This window comes from Ruminococcus flavefaciens (genome assembly GCF_900116855.1).
Lineage (GTDB): Bacteria > Bacillota > Clostridia > Oscillospirales > Ruminococcaceae > Ruminococcus > Ruminococcus flavefaciens_R.
The window spans coordinates 32,639-47,374 of record NZ_UETD01000005.1 but is presented as its reverse complement, the minus strand read 5'-3'; the positions used below and the strand labels follow the sequence as shown (position 1 = coordinate 47,374).

Below are 14,736 nucleotides of genomic sequence, written 5' to 3'. Positions count from 1 at the left end.
TGCATATAGTTGCAGGTCTGTTTTTATACCGAAAGGAGGCAGAACTATGTATGAACAGGACTATATCATGCGCCAGATAAAGGAAATTACTGCCGTTATGGCAAAGGTGCTGCTGGACGCAAAGGTGGACCAGTCCTTCGCTATGCTTCAGGAAGTGAACAACCAGAAGGCTTACACCCTCATAGAAAAGCTGAGAAACGGCGAGATAAAGGAAGCCGTTGAGGAAGTAGACAGGCTCACCGACAACAACACCAAGGAGAATCTGGTGATCGGTCTTGCCTTTTACGATGAACTCAGCGACATCAGCGACGCTGCCCTTATCGCCGCAGGCTACAGCTGGGTCAAGGCAAGGGAAGCCTTCGAGAGATTTGCAGAAAAATACGGTATGCAGCAGATGACGAACCTCTATTTCGGCGACGGAAATGACGGCGGCGATGACGACGAATAGGTATAAAACCTCCCCAAGAGGACATAATATCCGCAAAGGGAGGTGTTTTTTATGGTAGAACAGGATACGATAAGACTGCTCAGGGAGTGCGATGCAGGCGTGAAAATGGGTATATCCTCAATAGGCGATGTGCTCGGCTATGTCAGCAGCCCCGAGCTAAAAAAGCTGCTTCAGGACAGCTCTCAGGAGCATGACGAGCTGAAAGCCGAACTGCAGGGACTTCTTGCGGAGTATAACGACGAGGGCAAGGAGCCTGCCGCAATGGCGAAGGGAATGTCATGGCTCAAATCAAATGTGAAGCTCACCGTTGACGGCTCTGACAGCACTGCTGCCGACCTTATGGTGGACGGCTGCAACATGGGAGTAAAGTCCCTGAGCCGCTATCTCAACCAGTACAAGGCAGCCGATGAACGCTCAAAGAACATGGCAAAGCGGATAATCAGTGCCGAGGAAAGGCTCTCCGCGGATATGCGTCCGTTTCTGTAAAAGAAAAGTCACGAAGCCCTTAGCCTTTAGTTTTTAGCCATTAGGAAGCGGCTTCGCCGCTTTATTATCGGGCGGCGGAACGCCGCCCCTACATCAGGCTAACGGCTAATGGCTATGGGCTAACGGCTTAAATCATAATTTAGCGGAGCTAAATTATGATTTATCGGCATAAACACAAAGCCCCTGAGTGTTAAAAAGCACTCAGGGGCATAATCATTATATGCTTACTGACGGGTGAGTGAGCAGGCTTTCCACAAGCCTCCGTCGTTTACCGCGTCGATGACAAAGGTCTGTGTATCGCCGAAGTAGTCCACAGGGACGGAAAATGTAAAGGAGCCGCCTGTTATATTGCTGATGGACGGTTCACCCTTGAAGTTATATCCGCAGCCTCTTCCGCCCTGCAAGTAGCAGAGTCCGCTGTCGAACTCCTTGAACATGGGAACGTCGCCCGAGTATATCTCGCTGTACTTATAGAGCAGGTCGCCGCAGACCTTTGACTCAACATAGGTCTGAACGTCCGACAAAGAGCCGAAACGGGGGTCGGTGACGTTGGAATATCTGTACATTCCGTCGTCTATTACGTCGCCGCCTGTGCTGACAGCGCCGCCGTCTATCATATCCAGATCATTTAGGTTCACCATGATGCTCTTTGCAGCTGTGACATATTCGGCAGGAACACTGCTTTCCTGAGGAGCAGGAGCCTGTGTGGTCTGGGGAGCTGTAATCTCGGGTGCCTTCTGCTCGGGCGCTTTGTTCTCCGGAGCAGCCGCTGTTGTGGCAGCTTCCTGTGCCTTGGGAGCTTCCGTAGCCTGCTGCTGAGCTTCGGTATATGGTGTTACCTCGATGTTGAACTGCTGTGCAGAGCGCGATGAGGTGCCGCTGTATGTTTCCACCGTGCAGGAAGCGAGACTTCCGCAGAGGAGTATTGATGCTATTGAAAAAGCAAATATCTTGTTCATGTTAAACCTTCTTTCGTGGGTATCTGATCGGTGTGTACTTAACATCATGCAAAAATTCCTTGAATTATAAAGAACTTGCGCTCCCCGAGCGAAGTTCGGGGCAATAACCTCCTAAAAGCGGTCATTGAGTTTACATTACTTATATGATACACATTTTCCGCGGCTTTTTCAAGAGTGAAAATCACCGAACTTCAGCCTGCTGAGCGGATTTTTTAGTATATATAGCCATGAACGGCTCCTGTCGGGCAGCATAGTGCTGCCATGCGCCGGTAAAAACGATGTCCCGAAGCAGTTTTTTCAGCCGCTTCGGGACAGTATATATTATCTCATGAACACTTATTTATTTTCAGCCCTCGATCTTGGGGAGGTTTGCGAGGGACTTTGCGATCTCCTCGTCTGTGGGGATATAATCGCTCATCTTGCCGTCATTGTAAGCACCGTAAGCATACATATCAAAGTAGCCTGTACCTGTGAGACCAAAGAGGATAGTCTTTTCCTCGCCTGTCTCCTTGCACTTGAGAGCCTCGTCGATAGCAGCGCGGATAGCGTGGCTGCTCTCGGGAGCAGGAAGGATTCCCTCAACTCTTGCGAACATCTCGGCAGCCTCGAATACAGCTGTCTGCTCAACAGAGCGAGCCTCCATGAGGCCCTGATCGTAGAGCTCTGAGAGGATAGCGCTCATGCCGTGATAGCGGAGACCGCCTGCGTGGTTGGGCGAAGGCATGAAGCCGCTGCCCAGTGTGTACATCTTCTGGAGGGGGCAAACCTTGCCCGTATCGCAGAAGTCATAAGCGTATGTGCCTCTTGTAAGGCTGGGGCAGGATGCAGGCTCAACTGCGATGAATTGATAGTCTGCTTCGCCGCGGAGCTTCTCGCCCATAAAGGGAGAAATGAGTCCGCCGAGGTTTGAACCGCCGCCTGCACAGCCGATGATGATATCGGGCTTGATGTCATATTTATCCATAGCAGCCTTTGCTTCCAGACCTATGATGGACTGGTGGAGAAGAACCTGAGCAAGCACGCTTCCGAGAACATAGCGGTAGCCCTCCTTTGTGGTAGCTGCCTCAACAGCCTCAGAGATAGCGCAGCCGAGGCTTCCGTTTGTATCAGGGAACTCAGCCAGTATCTTTCTGCCGACCTCGGTGGTATTTGAGGGAGAGGGAGTAACGCTTGCACCGTAGGTACGCATTACCTCGCGGCGGAAGGGCTTCTGCTCGTAGCTTACCTTTACCATGTATACGTTGCAGTCAAGGTCGAAGTATGAGCAAGCCATTGAGAGAGCTGTGCCCCACTGACCTGCGCCTGTCTCGGTGGTAACGCCCTTGAGACCCTGCTTCTTTGCGTAGTAAGCCTGAGCGATAGCGGAGTTGAGCTTGTGGCTTCCGCTGGTGTTGTTGCCCTCGAACTTGTAGTATATTTTTGCGGGAGTTCCCAGCTTCTTCTCGAGGAAGTAAGCTCTTACCAGAGGAGAGGGACGGAACATCTTGTAGAAGTCCTGTATCTCCTGAGGAATGTCGATGTAGGGATGTGTCTCGTCAAGCTCCTGCTTTACCAGCTCGTCACAAAAAACGTGGCTGAGCTCCTCTGCTGTGCAGGGCTTGCCGGTTGCGGGATTGAGGAGGGGTGCAGGCTTCTTCTTCATATCAGCGCGTACATTGTACCACTGCTTGGGAAGCTCGTTTTCTTCCAGATAAATTTTGTAAGGTATTTTCTCGTTTGACATAGTAAATTCTCCTTTTTGTCAGTTTTGGATCGTGTGTACTATGCCGAGACGGGATATAAAAAAGCTCCTGTCCCAGCATTAATTCTGCCGGGACAGAAGCTGTAAAACTTCTGCGGTGCCACCCTGCTTGACGCTCAGCGTCCACTCGATCTGTACATATATACAGTGGTTTTGTTAACGCAGACCTTTCTGCGTCTTGCCTACACAGTGCCTTTAACTGCTGTCGTTCAAACGTTGTCGGTCCTGATGCTGCTGCAACATTCCGTCCTGTCTGATCGCCTGCGCTGCACCTTCAGCTTGCCCTCGGAAGCCCATTCGCTCTGAACTGCATATCTGCTCTCACCTGCCGCAGACTCTCTGAAATGCAGAGACATGAGTTACTATTCTTCTTCATTGGTTTACTAAGGTGAATTATATCATATACAGCCTGATATGTCAAGTGCAGCGGCGAAAATTCCCCAAAATGCCGAAAAACGGGCGCAACGAGCGGCAGAAAGTGGTGCAAACTTAAAAAACTCCGCGGAATTGGCAGAGCCATTTCGGCTAAGCCATTAACGATAAACGGCCCCCGAAAGGACCGTTGTTTGCCTTATGAAACCTGCCTATTACCCGTAATAGGACAGATGTATAATAAAATGCGGAAAAAGACTTTTCAACAGAGCGGAAAAGTGGTATAATAGATAAGTGTACAGCTTACTTGATGTCGCTCCTGTACTTTGCACGGGTGCGTGAGATACTCTCCTCGCTCCTCTTTATGAGGTTGAGCAGGGACGATGAGTACTGGGCGAAATCCTTCTGGAGAGTAGCTGTGGTAACATAGAGGGTATCGAAATTGTCAACGCAGTCGTTGCCGTCAAGGGCTATTCCGCTGGAAGCAGCCTTGATATTGGCTTCGCTCATGGATACGATAGCGTTGGCGCTGTCGTTGGCGATGACCTTGGGAATGCGGAAGAGCTTCTGGTCATTGTGGGGATTTGCGTTGTATACGATACGGAAAAGCTTGTACACCGAGAGCATAAGGTAGGACGATACCTCCTTGATGAGGGTGATGCTGTTAGCCTTCTGAGCGAGGCTGAACAGCAGACTTATGGAGTTGTTGATTATCCTTCTGTTGAAGTTGATTATCTCGGGCGAGGGCATCTTCATGCTGTTGTTGCCGTCGTCGTCGGGGATATCCTCGATAGTGATAGTTTTTCCTTCGGGCTCGGGAGTTCTTCCCAGCAGGTAATCGCAGGAAACATTATAATAGTCTGCTATCTTTACGAGGAAATTGAGTCCGCATTCACGGATGCCCTTCTCATAGTGTGAGAGCAGAGCCTGAGATATACCGAGGTCTGTGGCAGCCTGCTTCTGGCTTATATGTCTTTCCTTACGCTGTAAAGTGATAATTCTTGCAAAATCTGAATTCATTGAAGTAAACCTCCCGATCAATATTCAAAAATATCCTTTACTAATATTATAATACAAAGCGTATAATTTGTAAATATGCAGAAGTATGAAAGAATTAGAGAAAAAATTTGACTCTTTTCGTGAATTTTACTAAGAGTTAAAAAAACGAGCAGTAAATTTGTGCAAAATTATCCTATCTGTATGTTTGAGAAGCTTCATACTGTGTTTCACAGGACATCAATATAAAAGGAGACGACTATGAAAGGCTACAGGATAAGCGTCCTCCGTCACGGCATGACGGAGGCAAACGAAAAAGGCGTCTATATCGGCAGTACAGACCTGCCCCTGTCCGACAAGGGAGCTGCGGAGCTGGCTGCAAAGGCTGACGAGTATGACTACCCAAGGGTACACAGGGTATATTCCTCGCCCCTGCGCCGATGTACCGAGACTGCGGAGATACTCTTTCCCGATACGGAGCTCTGCACCGTCGATGACCTGAGAGAGCTGAATTTCGGCGAATTTGAAAACAAGAGCATAGACGAGCTGGCAAAGCGCAAGGACTACAACGACTGGCTCAGAGGCGGCAAGGACGCCCGTCCGCCCAAGGGCGAGAGCCTTGAGGAGATGACCGCAAGGACATATAAGGCTGTCCACAGCGTAATAACCGATATGATGGAAAACGGGCTGACCCACTGCGCCATTATAACTCACGGCGGCATCATATCCAATATGCTCAGCTGCTTCGGACTGCCGAAATATGACGCAAAGACGCTGAGCTGCGACTTCGGTATGGGCTTTGACATAATCGTGACAGCTCAGATGTGGCTTAATTCTCAGGCATTCGAGATACTGGGATACTGCCCCTATGACAGGCTTCCCTCGGAGGAGGACGAATAATCGCGCCAAAACCGTCAATAATATCTGCAAGACCATTTTTTCGGAGGCGCAGATATGAAGATAAGGGAGCTTATCCGCTATTCGGGGCGGCTGCTGGAGGGCAGACGGGCAAGGACTATGATGATATGCCTGCTTCCTGCGGCGGCAGAGCTGTTTTTCCGCTTCGCCGAGGCAGCAGTGTTCAGCCTTTTGCTGTATTTCGGCGGCAGTATGCCCATAGAGCTTTTCAGCGGCAGCAGCGCTGTGCAGCTCTCAGTTACGGGAGTATGCACCCTGCTCAGATGGCTGACGGCTGCTCCGCTTATGTACGGGGCGGCGCAGAGGCTTTACCTCATCACCGCTGAGCTTCCACATAAAAGAAACTTGCCGTTTTCGCGGATCGTGCTCAACAAGCGCACCCTCAGACGCAGCGTTTCCGCTGCTCTTTGGACGAGAGTCATAGGACTCCTTGGACTGGTGCCCGTGGTATTCTTCGGTGCATGGGCGTATGAACTGCTCAGGGGAAGGCTCCGCGGTACGGAGATGTTCCTTGCGGCAAATGCCCTGTTTTTCGCGGCATTATCCGCTGTCATGTGGCTGTCGGTGAAGCTGAGCTTCGCGGCTGTGCCGTTCCTGCTGGTGAGATATCCGCAGCAGACTGCTTTCCGCATAGTATTGCGCTCCATAGGCTTTATGAGGGGCAGAAAACGTGTGCTTGCAGGGCTTATAGCAGTATATCTGCCTCAGATGCTGACCATAGTGGGACTGCCATATGCACTTATGAGACTTATGACCGCATTTTCGCTGAGTATAGACATTTTCATCAGGGAGGACGAATACCTTGAAACGGATAGAGCTGACGGTGGACACGGAAAAGCCCGTGACACTGGAAAAATTCCTCGTGGGAAGAAAAGGCGTGTCAAGGCGGCTGCTGACAAGGCTTAAACGGCAGGAGGGCGGCATTACGCGGAACGGCGAGACTGTCCGCAGCATTGATACGGTCTATAACGGGGACGTCATCGTCCTCAGCCTTGAGGACGACAGCTTCCTTGAGCCAAACAGCAGCCTGAATGTGCCAATTGCCTTTGAAAACGAGAGTCTTGTGGTGTTCGACAAGCCCGGCGGTATGCCCGTACATCCCTCCATAAAGCATCAGGGAGACACCCTCGGCAACTATTTCGCACATCTGTATCCGCAGCTGACATTCCGTCCCGTGAACAGGCTGGACCGCGACACCTCGGGACTGTGTATGATCGCCAAGGACGCTCTTGCGGCAAAGCTGCTTCAGGGCTGCTGCAAAAAGGTGTACTATGCGGCGGTTCACGGGGATATCCCCGAAAGCGGCACCATCGACGCTCCCATAGCAAGGGAGAGGGAGTCCATAATCCTGCGCTGTGTCAGAGAGGACGGACAGCGTGCCGTGACCCATTACAGAAAGCTGCTTGGCAGCGAAAGGTACTCTCTTGCGGAGATAGACCTTGAAACGGGACGTACCCACCAGATAAGGGTGCATTTTGCTCATATCGGAGCTCCCCTCGCAGGTGACGACCTCTACGGAGGGCTCCGTGATGATATACCAAGACAGGCTCTGCACTGCGGCAGGATGAGCTTCAGTGATCCGCTGACAGGCGAGCCCGTAACAGTTTCCTCGGAGCTTCCCGAGGATATAAAATCATTGTTTCCAACAGGAGGTATAGTATGGAAAAGATAGCAAGCTTTCAGGTAGACCACACAAAATTCAGCGTAGGAATGTACATATCCCGTATCGACGATGATATCGTTACATACGATGTCCGCATGGTAAAGCCCAACGGCGGCGTATATCTTGAGACTCCCTCAATGCACACTATTGAGCACCTTTTTGCAACATTTGCAAGAAACTCAGAGTTCGGCAAGAACATCGTCTATGTGGGACCCATGGGCTGCCGCACGGGATTTTACCTGTTGACAAGGGGACTTTCCCACGAAAACGCAATAAAGCTGGTGCGCGAGGCATATACGTTCATCAGGGATTACAATGACGAGATCCCCGGATGCACAGAGGTGGAGTGCGGAAACTACCGCGAGCACGACCTTGCTTCCGCAAAGAAGGACGTTGTGCCCCTTCTGGAAAAGCTTCAGGACTACACCGTGGAGATGCTGGACTATTCATGGCACTTCGATAAGAACTGAACCATTGCGAAAAAGATTTGCCCCCGAGTGTTTCAAAGCACTCAGGGGCATTGCATTATTTACGCTGCTCATATAAATCGGAATTTAACACCGCAGGTGTTAAATTCCGAAGCCCTTAGCCTTTAGCTTTTAGCCATCAGGAAGCGGCTTCGCCGCTTTATTATCGGGCGGCGGAACGCCGCCCCTACATCAGGCTAACGGCTAATGGCTATGGGCTAACGGCTAAAAACTTCTGTAAGAGTCCCTGCCTCGGGACTTGCTGATCACCTTAATATCTGATCTTGGGCATCGCAGGATATCCCCACTGGTTGGGTCCCACGCTTGGACGGCAAAGGAAAATGATCATTATTATCGCATAGGTCACCAGGAAAATGAATGTTGCACAGAATACTGCGCCAACAGCTTCTCTGCTGCCTGTAACAGCTGTTGCGATCATAAAGCCTGCACCGCCAATGGCGATCAGAATAGTACCTAATACCCACCAGCCCGATTTGCCGATGTCATGGAGCCTTCTTACCTGTGATGAAAGATTGGGCAGGAGGAACACAGCTGATTCAGCCAAGCTGATTATACTTGTTATGACCAAAGCGTCAGAGCCAAGTGTCGTTTTCAGTATTTCCGTGACTGCATTGACACATAAGCCAACTATAAATACGAACAGATAACCGAACCAGTATTCGCTTCGTGTAGAGCGTCCTTTGAAGTTCACATAGTTCTTGAAATAGAGCTTGATAGCCTCTCCGAAGCCTACATATCTGGGACTTTCGTCCGACTGATTATAGAATGCCGGATCAAGTCCGTAGATAGGAGGAGCGCCGTAGGGCTGACCGTAGTTATTCGGCTGACCGTAGTTGTTTGGCTGACCGTAATTGTTTGGCTGACCGTAATTGTTAGGCTGACCATAATTGTTCGGCTGTCCGTAGTTGTTCGGCTGACCGTAATTGTTAGGCTGACCGTAATTGTTCGGCTGACCATAATTGTTAGGCTGACCGTAGTTGTTTGGCTGACCATAATTGTTTGGCTGACCGTAGTTATTCGGCTGTCCGTAGTTGTCAGGCTGTCCGTAGTTGTTCGGCTGAGCACCGCCGCCCTGCTGTGCCTGATCTGTTGTCGGCTCTGCAGGTGCCTTTGAAGCTGCAAAGAGATCGTCCATTGCCCCCGACGCATCCTCCAGCATAGCTCCGCAGTTTTCGCAGTATCTGTCGCCTATCTTGTTTTCATAGTTACAGTATTTGCATTTCATGGTAAAAACCCCCTTTATCATAATGATATTATTCTATCAGAAAAAATTCCGTTTGTCAATATATATATACAAACAAAAAAGCTCCCTGTCGGGGAGCTTCTGCTTATTCGATCGTAACAGAGACCTTCTGGTCCTTCTTAGCTGCGCCTGCGCGCATGATAGTACGGAGGGCCTTTGCGATCCTGCCCTGCTTACCGATAACTCTGCCCATATCGTCGGGAGCAACGTTAAGGTGGAATACGATAACGCCCTCTTCGTCGGGCTCGTCCTCGGTGATATTTATAGCGGACTTATCTTCTACGAGGCCTGCTGCGATAGCATAAAGTAAATCTTTCATTAGTATTAAACCTCCGATAAGCTTTCGGACAGAGGCAGAGACCTTTACGCCTCTCCTCCTCCATTAAGCTTCAGCTCAAAGAACTCCCTCTTTCTTGAGGATAGCCTTTACTGTGTCAGTAGGCTGTGCGCCCTTAGCGATCCAGTCCTTAGCCTTATCTGCGTCGATCTTGACAACAGAGGGCTCCTTAGTGGGATCATAGTAACCGATCTCCTCAACGAAACGACCGTCTCTGGGGTATCTTGAATCAGCTACGACTACACGATAGAAAGGAGCCTTCTTAGCGCCCATTCTTCTCAGTCTGATCTTTACTGCCATTTGAATTCACCTCCGTGTAAAAAGTATATATTCCATGCGGCGGGAGACGTCGCATTGAAAGCTGTGTCAGTCTTTTCAGAAGGGCAGGTTTCCGCCGCCCTTGCCTGTGTACTTATCGAAGTTCATGCCTGCAAGGTTCTTTCTTGCCTTACGCAGGCTCATCTTGCCCGACTTGCCTGTGAACTTCTTCATCATTGTCTGCATCTGGTCGAACTGCTTGAGGAGTCGGTTTACGTCCTCTACCTTAGTGCCCGAGCCGTTTGCGATACGCTTCTTGCGTGAGGGATTGATGATAGAGGGCTTGGCTCTTTCAGCCTTGGTCATAGAGGTTATCATAGCCTCTATCCTGCCCAGCTGGCTCTCGTCGATATCGGCGTCCTTTATCTTGTCGCCCACACCGGGGAGCATACCGAGTATTGACTTCATGGAGCCCATACGCTTGATCTGCTTCATCTGGTCAAGAAGGTCGTCCATATCGAACTTGTTCTCCTTGAACTTCTTGGTGAGCTTTTCGGCGTCCTTCTGGGACATGACGTTCTCGGCTTTTTCTATGAGTGTGAGCACATCGCCCATTCCGAGGATACGGGAAGCCATTCTCTCGGGGTGGAACTGCTCGAAATCGTCAAGCTTTTCGCCCATACCAACGAACTTGATGGGCTTACCTGTTACGGAGAGTACGGACAGAGCCGCACCGCCTCTGGTATCGGAGTCAAGCTTTGACATGAGAACGCCTGTTATGCCCACAGCATCATCGAATGCCTTGGCAACGTTTACTGCGTCCTGACCTGTCATAGCGTCAACTACCAGCATTATCTCATCAGGGTTTGTCTCCTTCTTGATATTTACCAGCTCGTCCATGAGAGCCTCGTCAATGTGGAGACGACCTGCGGTGTCTATTATGAGTATGTCGTGACCGTAGTCCTTGGCGTAGGCAAGAGCCTTCTTGGCGATGACAACGGGGTCTGTCTGACCCATCTCAAACACCTTTACGTCAGCCTTTCCGCCCACTACCTGCAGCTGATTGATAGCAGCAGGACGGTAGATATCACAGGCAGCCAGCAGGGGACGGTGTCCCTCCTTCTTGAGGAGCTTAGCCAGCTTTGCGGCGTGAGTTGTCTTACCCGAACCCTGAAGTCCGCACATCATGATGACCGTAGGCGGCTTTGAAGCCATATTTATACGGGCGTTGCTGTTACCCATAAGGGATACCAGCTCTTCATTAACTATCTTTATTACCTGCTGAGCGGGAGTAAGGCTTGCCAGCACTTCCTCGCCCACAGCTCTTTCTGTAACGCTCTTTACAAAGTCCTTAACTACCTTGTAGCTTACGTCGGCTTCAAGCAGCGCAAGTCTTACCTCACGCATAGCCTCCTTTACGTCTGACTCAGTGAGCTTGCCTCTTGACTTGAGCTTTTTGAAGACGTTATTGAGTTTTTCGGAAAGTCCCTCGAATGCCATGCCGAACCTCCTTTATATTACAGCAGCTCCGCGCCCTTAGCGGTCTCGGAGAGTATGGTATTTCTTATATTCCCGTCAGTGATCTGCTCTGCGGCAGCTTCTATATTGCCGAAGCACTCCCGCATCCTGCCCAGTCTTTCCGCGAAGCCCAGTTTTTCCTCATAGTTGAGGAGTATATCCTCGGTGCGCTTGATAATGCTTCGCACCGCCTGTCTGGTGATATTCATGGGCTGACCTATTTCCGCAAGGGACAGGTCATCGCAGTAATACATCTCCATGATACTGCGCTGGTGGTCTGTGAGCAGGTCGCCGTAGCAGTCAAGGAGCATTACGAATTTCAGTTCTTTAGCCATTTTCGGGCACCTCTTTTGGGTGTAATGCAAAATCACTTTACACATTATACTACATCCCTGCGGTTTTGTCAAGTGGGAGCGATAAATTTCCGCCACATTCGGGATAATGCCGAAAAAAAGCGTCCCCCTCGGGACGCTTTTTGTATACTGTCTTAAAACGGGCTTATTTCTCCTGCTCGGCTTCCTCTGTTTCGGACATATCCGAATATGTAATGCTGACCATATCCACCACATCGTCCTCATTGAAGGAAATGACGATGGAATGTCCTCTCAGTATGCCCTGTTCGTCCTTGCCCAGCATGATACCGTAGCGATAGGTGTGGGTGAAGGGCATTTCCAGCTTCTGCTCGTCATCGGGAGGACCTATGAGCTTCGTCACATCGTCTATGGTGGACACAAGGGGCGTTATGCCGTAGATACTGCTGTCCGAGGTCTTTACGGATATGCTGTACATAACGCTTTCCTGCTCGTGATGGGTATAGGAGTTCTCCAGCATAACGGTACCCATTTCCGTACCGTTATAATAAAGGGAAGCCATGGCGTTGCCCTCATGAAGTCCGTACTCCTTCTTGTCATAGAACTTTACGTCCCATTCCTTTCCCAGCTTTGTAATGTACTGAGGCAGGTCAAAGTGCTGACCCTTTATATTGATATTGCTTCGCACCGCATCAACATCGAAGATGCCGTCCTCAACTGTATATGGCTCGGGGATAGGCGGTATCTCCATATGGGATACCACAAAATCGTCCTTTTTGAGACAGCCTGCGGATAAACACATCATGGCGCAGGCAAGCATAAAGGCAATGGTCTTTTTCATGTTATTCTCCTCTGTTCGTAAGCCTTCAGCGGCAGGCTTTTCCTATTTTCTCGCCGTATTTCACCACGGTCTCGATACCCTCTGCGGAATTGCGGAGTATATCCTCATCGGGACAGATGGTGTCTTTTCCGAAAAGCATGACTATGGTTGAGCCGCCAAACTCGAATTTTCCCTTTTCCTCGCCGCGGCAGAAGCCGCCCTCACCGTGGTGGTTCACGATCCTTCCCACCATCATTGCGCCGACCTCCACCTGCACAACATCGCCGAAGTTCTCGGTGTGGAGCACGGTATACTCGCGGCTGTTGCGCTTGTATATGTTATACCGCTCCAGAGCCACGGGATTGACCGTGTGGAGCTCTCCTGCGATAAAGGTATTTTCGGTCTTGGTGCCGTTGTCTATGTAGCAGTAGCGGTGATAGTCGTCCACCTCAAGGCGGAAAATAAGGCAGTAGCCTCCGCAGAAGCGGTTCGCAAGGAACTCGTTCTTCAGCAGGTCGCTGACTCTGTATCGCGAGCCCTTTATGCGGAAGATGCTGTTCTTTCCTATCTTATGCACCGTCAGCTTTGAATCGCAGGGGCTTATGAGATGGTCGGGAGCATAGTCCACAGGGCGTTTTTCGGGCTTTATGACACGGGTGAAGAAATCGTTGTATGAGCGGAAGCGGTACATGACATACTCCGAGGTATCTATGCCGCTGCGCTTGATGAAAGGCTTTATCAGCAGCGCCGAAGCCCTTGAGTCCATGAACTTTCCTGCAACATAGGACACAGCAGGGGCAGTCAGGGTCTTGAGCAGCACTCGTCCGAGGACACTGCCGTAGAGCTTTTTCAGCAGCTTGTTCTGATTTTCGTTTGTGACGATGATCTCGCCTGTTCTGGTCTTTATCATGGTGAAGCTCCTCCCCTCAGCCTTCACATGGACTTAAAGCCTTGCATTGGCAAGCATGAGCTTGATACGGTTTTCCTGATTTACTCTTGTGGCACCGGGGTCATAGTCTATGGCGACTATATTTGCGTTGGGGTTATCCTGCTTGATAGCACGGGACATACCCTTTGCCACTATATGATTGGGCAGACAGCCGAAGGGCTGTGTGCAGATGATATTCTCCACGCCCGACTTTGCCAGTGCAGCCATTTCCGCAGGTATGAGCCAGCCTTCGCCCATGACTACGCCCTGATTGATGTACTTGTCGGCAAGCTTTCTCAGGTGCTCGAAGTCGTGGAGAGGCTCGAAGCTTCCCTGCTCCTTCATGACCTTGATGAGCTCCTTCTGCTTGGCGTAGATAAGGTCATAGCCTATCTTGTTGAAGATGGACTGCTTTGTGGTGTGGTCGTATATCTTAGCGTCGTTGAATGTGCCTGCGGCGCAGTACATAACAAACTCCAGCAGCGAAGGCACAACGGGCTCGCAGCCCTCGGAAATAAGGAAATCCTCAAGGTGGTTGTTGGCAAGGGGAGAATACTTGACGTATATCTCGCCCACGATGCCGACTCTTATCTTCTTCTCACTGCTGAGAGGGATAGAGGCGAAATCATCAAGGATATCCCTGTATACCTTCTTTGTCCTGAGGAACATCTTGCTGCCCTTCAGGAAGATATTGCACAGTCTCCTGTGCCATTTATCCAGCATTTTCTTCGACTCGCCCTTGTTTATCTCATAGGCTCTGCACTTGTTGTAGCAGGTCATGAGCAGGTCGCCGTAGAGCACGGCGTACAGCATTTTAAGGAACATGGGAGCGGTTATCTTGAAAGCGCTGTCCTTTTCCAGTCCGCTGAAATTCAGCGATACAACGGGTATCTGAGGATAGTTCTTGGCAACAGCCTTTCTCAGCAGGTGGATATAGTTTGAAGCTCGGCAGCCGCCTCCCGTCTGTGTGATGAGGAGAGCGGTCTTGTCGGGGTCATACTTTCCGCTTTTGAGAGCGTCCATGAACTGTCCTATAACGAGGAGCGCAGGGTAGCAGGCGTCGTTGTGAACGTTTTTCAGTCCCTCATCGACCACTGCACGGGAATCATTTGTCAGCAGCTCCAGCTTATAGCCCTTTGCCTCAAAGATGGAAATGAGCATCTTGAAGTGTATGGGCAGCATATCGGGTACGAGGATAGTGTGGGTCTTTATCATATCCTCGGTAAACTTTGCATATTCGGGCATAGTGA

Annotated in this window: 18 protein-coding genes; 6 read left to right on the top strand and 12 right to left on the bottom strand. The window is 50.4% G+C overall.

Going from position 1 to position 14,736, the window contains the following annotated elements; all coding sequences use genetic code 11:
* Window positions 1-46 precede the first annotated feature (46 nt).
* Window positions 47-448 carry a DUF6483 family protein gene (locus DSZ37_RS05905; protein ID WP_109726022.1) on the top strand — a complete coding sequence of 134 codons (402 nt, stop codon included), beginning with the start codon at window positions 47-49 and terminating at the stop codon, window positions 446-448.
* Between the two features lie 51 nt (window positions 449-499).
* The gene (locus tag DSZ37_RS05900; protein WP_109726021.1) at window positions 500-934 is read left to right on the top strand and encodes a hypothetical protein; all 435 of its coding nucleotides are present in this window, start codon (window positions 500-502) and stop codon (window positions 932-934) included.
* Between the two features lie 224 nt (window positions 935-1,158).
* On the opposite strand, the gene DSZ37_RS05895 is transcribed toward DSZ37_RS05900, so the two are convergent.
* The 4 genes from DSZ37_RS05895 to DSZ37_RS05885 form a co-directional block, all read right to left on the bottom strand.
* Window positions 1,159-1,893 carry a hypothetical protein gene (locus tag DSZ37_RS05895; RefSeq protein WP_109726020.1) on the bottom strand — a complete coding sequence of 245 codons (735 nt, stop codon included), beginning with the start codon at window positions 1,891-1,893 and terminating at the stop codon, window positions 1,159-1,161.
* Window positions 1,894-2,239: 346 nt separating this feature from the next.
* Window positions 2,240-3,616 carry a TrpB-like pyridoxal phosphate-dependent enzyme gene (locus DSZ37_RS05890; protein ID WP_109726019.1) on the bottom strand — a complete coding sequence of 459 codons (1,377 nt, stop codon included), beginning with the start codon at window positions 3,614-3,616 and terminating at the stop codon, window positions 2,240-2,242.
* Between the two features lie 227 nt (window positions 3,617-3,843).
* Window positions 3,844-3,990, bottom strand: coding sequence for a hypothetical protein (locus DSZ37_RS17650; RefSeq protein ID WP_164169201.1), 147 nt, complete (start codon window positions 3,988-3,990; stop codon window positions 3,844-3,846).
* Window positions 3,991-4,309: 319 nt separating this feature from the next.
* Entirely contained in the window at window positions 4,310-5,026 is a 717-nt protein-coding gene (locus DSZ37_RS05885; RefSeq protein ID WP_028521673.1) for a helix-turn-helix domain-containing protein, read from the bottom strand.
* A 237-nt stretch (window positions 5,027-5,263) separates the two neighbouring features.
* On the opposite strand from DSZ37_RS05885, the gene DSZ37_RS05880 reads away from it, so the two are divergent.
* The 4 genes from DSZ37_RS05880 to DSZ37_RS05865 are packed head-to-tail and all read left to right on the top strand — an operon-like array spanning window position 5,264 to window position 8,053.
* Window positions 5,264-5,902 carry a histidine phosphatase family protein gene (locus DSZ37_RS05880; protein WP_109726018.1) on the top strand — a complete coding sequence of 213 codons (639 nt, stop codon included), beginning with the start codon at window positions 5,264-5,266 and terminating at the stop codon, window positions 5,900-5,902.
* Between the two features lie 54 nt (window positions 5,903-5,956).
* Window positions 5,957-6,826, top strand: a complete 870-nt coding sequence (locus DSZ37_RS05875) for a hypothetical protein (RefSeq protein ID WP_109726017.1) — start codon at window positions 5,957-5,959, stop codon at window positions 6,824-6,826.
* Window positions 6,723-7,592 (top strand): RluA family pseudouridine synthase, encoded by an 870-nt coding sequence (locus DSZ37_RS05870; protein ID WP_109726016.1) that lies wholly within the window; start codon window positions 6,723-6,725, stop codon window positions 7,590-7,592. Before DSZ37_RS05875 ends, DSZ37_RS05870 begins: the two co-directional genes overlap by 104 nt.
* Window positions 7,580-8,053, top strand: a complete 474-nt coding sequence (locus DSZ37_RS05865; protein ID WP_109726015.1) for an S-ribosylhomocysteine lyase — start codon at window positions 7,580-7,582, stop codon at window positions 8,051-8,053. Before DSZ37_RS05870 ends, DSZ37_RS05865 begins: the two co-directional genes overlap by 13 nt.
* A 268-nt stretch (window positions 8,054-8,321) precedes the next feature.
* Here DSZ37_RS05865 and DSZ37_RS05860 read toward each other — a convergent pair whose 3' ends face one another.
* The 8 genes from DSZ37_RS05860 to DSZ37_RS05825 all read right to left on the bottom strand — a co-directional run bounded on the left by DSZ37_RS05860 (window position 8,322) and on the right by DSZ37_RS05825 (window position 14,731).
* Complete coding sequence (locus DSZ37_RS05860; protein ID WP_109726014.1) at window positions 8,322-9,296, bottom strand: DUF805 domain-containing protein; 975 nt, start codon at window positions 9,294-9,296, stop codon at window positions 8,322-8,324.
* A gap of 103 nt (window positions 9,297-9,399) precedes the next feature.
* Window positions 9,400-9,633 carry a KH domain-containing protein gene (locus tag DSZ37_RS05855; protein WP_019679907.1) on the bottom strand — a complete coding sequence of 78 codons (234 nt, stop codon included), beginning with the start codon at window positions 9,631-9,633 and terminating at the stop codon, window positions 9,400-9,402.
* A 75-nt stretch (window positions 9,634-9,708) separates the two neighbouring features.
* Complete coding sequence (gene rpsP, locus DSZ37_RS05850) at window positions 9,709-9,951, bottom strand: 30S ribosomal protein S16 (RefSeq protein ID WP_019679906.1); 243 nt, start codon at window positions 9,949-9,951, stop codon at window positions 9,709-9,711.
* 75 nt (window positions 9,952-10,026) lie between these two features.
* Window positions 10,027-11,409, bottom strand: a complete 1,383-nt coding sequence (gene ffh, locus DSZ37_RS05845; protein ID WP_028521686.1) for a signal recognition particle protein — start codon at window positions 11,407-11,409, stop codon at window positions 10,027-10,029.
* A 17-nt stretch (window positions 11,410-11,426) separates the two neighbouring features.
* Window positions 11,427-11,762 (bottom strand): YlxM family DNA-binding protein, encoded by a 336-nt coding sequence (gene ylxM, locus DSZ37_RS05840; RefSeq protein WP_028521687.1) that lies wholly within the window; start codon window positions 11,760-11,762, stop codon window positions 11,427-11,429.
* A 163-nt stretch (window positions 11,763-11,925) separates the two neighbouring features.
* Window positions 11,926-12,579: a hypothetical protein gene (locus DSZ37_RS05835; protein ID WP_109726013.1), complete on the bottom strand. Its 654-nt coding sequence runs from the start codon at window positions 12,577-12,579 to the stop codon at window positions 11,926-11,928.
* Window positions 12,580-12,604: 25 nt separating this feature from the next.
* A complete protein-coding gene (locus DSZ37_RS05830; RefSeq protein WP_109726012.1) occupies window positions 12,605-13,468 on the bottom strand; it encodes a phosphatidylserine decarboxylase in 864 nt (287 codons plus the stop codon).
* Window positions 13,469-13,501: 33 nt separating this feature from the next.
* Entirely contained in the window at window positions 13,502-14,731 is a 1,230-nt protein-coding gene (locus tag DSZ37_RS05825) for a 2-hydroxyacyl-CoA dehydratase (protein ID WP_109726011.1), read from the bottom strand.
* Window positions 14,732-14,736 lie beyond the last annotated feature (5 nt).

Bases quoted from the DNA above. Each gene is read 5' to 3' on its own strand.
- DSZ37_RS05905 (WP_109726022.1), top strand. From the start codon at position 47: ATGTATGAACAGGACTATATCATGCGCCAGATAAAGGAAATTACTGCC.
- DSZ37_RS05900 (WP_109726021.1), top strand. From the start codon at position 500: ATGGTAGAACAGGATACGATAAGACTGCTCAGGGAGTGCGATGCAGGC.
- DSZ37_RS05895 (WP_109726020.1), bottom strand. From the start codon at position 1,893: ATGAACAAGATATTTGCTTTTTCAATAGCATCAATACTCCTCTGCGGA.
- DSZ37_RS05890 (WP_109726019.1), bottom strand. From the start codon at position 3,616: ATGTCAAACGAGAAAATACCTTACAAAATTTATCTGGAAGAAAACGAG.
- DSZ37_RS17650 (WP_164169201.1), bottom strand. From the start codon at position 3,990: ATGTCTCTGCATTTCAGAGAGTCTGCGGCAGGTGAGAGCAGATATGCA.
- DSZ37_RS05885 (WP_028521673.1), bottom strand. From the start codon at position 5,026: ATGAATTCAGATTTTGCAAGAATTATCACTTTACAGCGTAAGGAAAGA.
- DSZ37_RS05880 (WP_109726018.1), top strand. From the start codon at position 5,264: ATGAAAGGCTACAGGATAAGCGTCCTCCGTCACGGCATGACGGAGGCA.
- DSZ37_RS05875 (WP_109726017.1), top strand. From the start codon at position 5,957: ATGAAGATAAGGGAGCTTATCCGCTATTCGGGGCGGCTGCTGGAGGGC.
- DSZ37_RS05865 (WP_109726015.1), top strand. From the start codon at position 7,580: ATGGAAAAGATAGCAAGCTTTCAGGTAGACCACACAAAATTCAGCGTA.
- DSZ37_RS05860 (WP_109726014.1), bottom strand. From the start codon at position 9,296: ATGAAATGCAAATACTGTAACTATGAAAACAAGATAGGCGACAGATAC.
- DSZ37_RS05855 (WP_019679907.1), bottom strand. From the start codon at position 9,633: ATGAAAGATTTACTTTATGCTATCGCAGCAGGCCTCGTAGAAGATAAG.
- rpsP (WP_019679906.1), bottom strand. From the start codon at position 9,951: ATGGCAGTAAAGATCAGACTGAGAAGAATGGGCGCTAAGAAGGCTCCT.
- ffh (WP_028521686.1), bottom strand. From the start codon at position 11,409: ATGGCATTCGAGGGACTTTCCGAAAAACTCAATAACGTCTTCAAAAAG.
- ylxM (WP_028521687.1), bottom strand. From the start codon at position 11,762: ATGGCTAAAGAACTGAAATTCGTAATGCTCCTTGACTGCTACGGCGAC.
- DSZ37_RS05835 (WP_109726013.1), bottom strand. From the start codon at position 12,579: ATGAAAAAGACCATTGCCTTTATGCTTGCCTGCGCCATGATGTGTTTA.
- DSZ37_RS05830 (WP_109726012.1), bottom strand. From the start codon at position 13,468: ATGATAAAGACCAGAACAGGCGAGATCATCGTCACAAACGAAAATCAG.
- DSZ37_RS05825 (WP_109726011.1), bottom strand. From the start codon at position 14,731: ATGCCCGAATATGCAAAGTTTACCGAGGATATGATAAAGACCCACACT.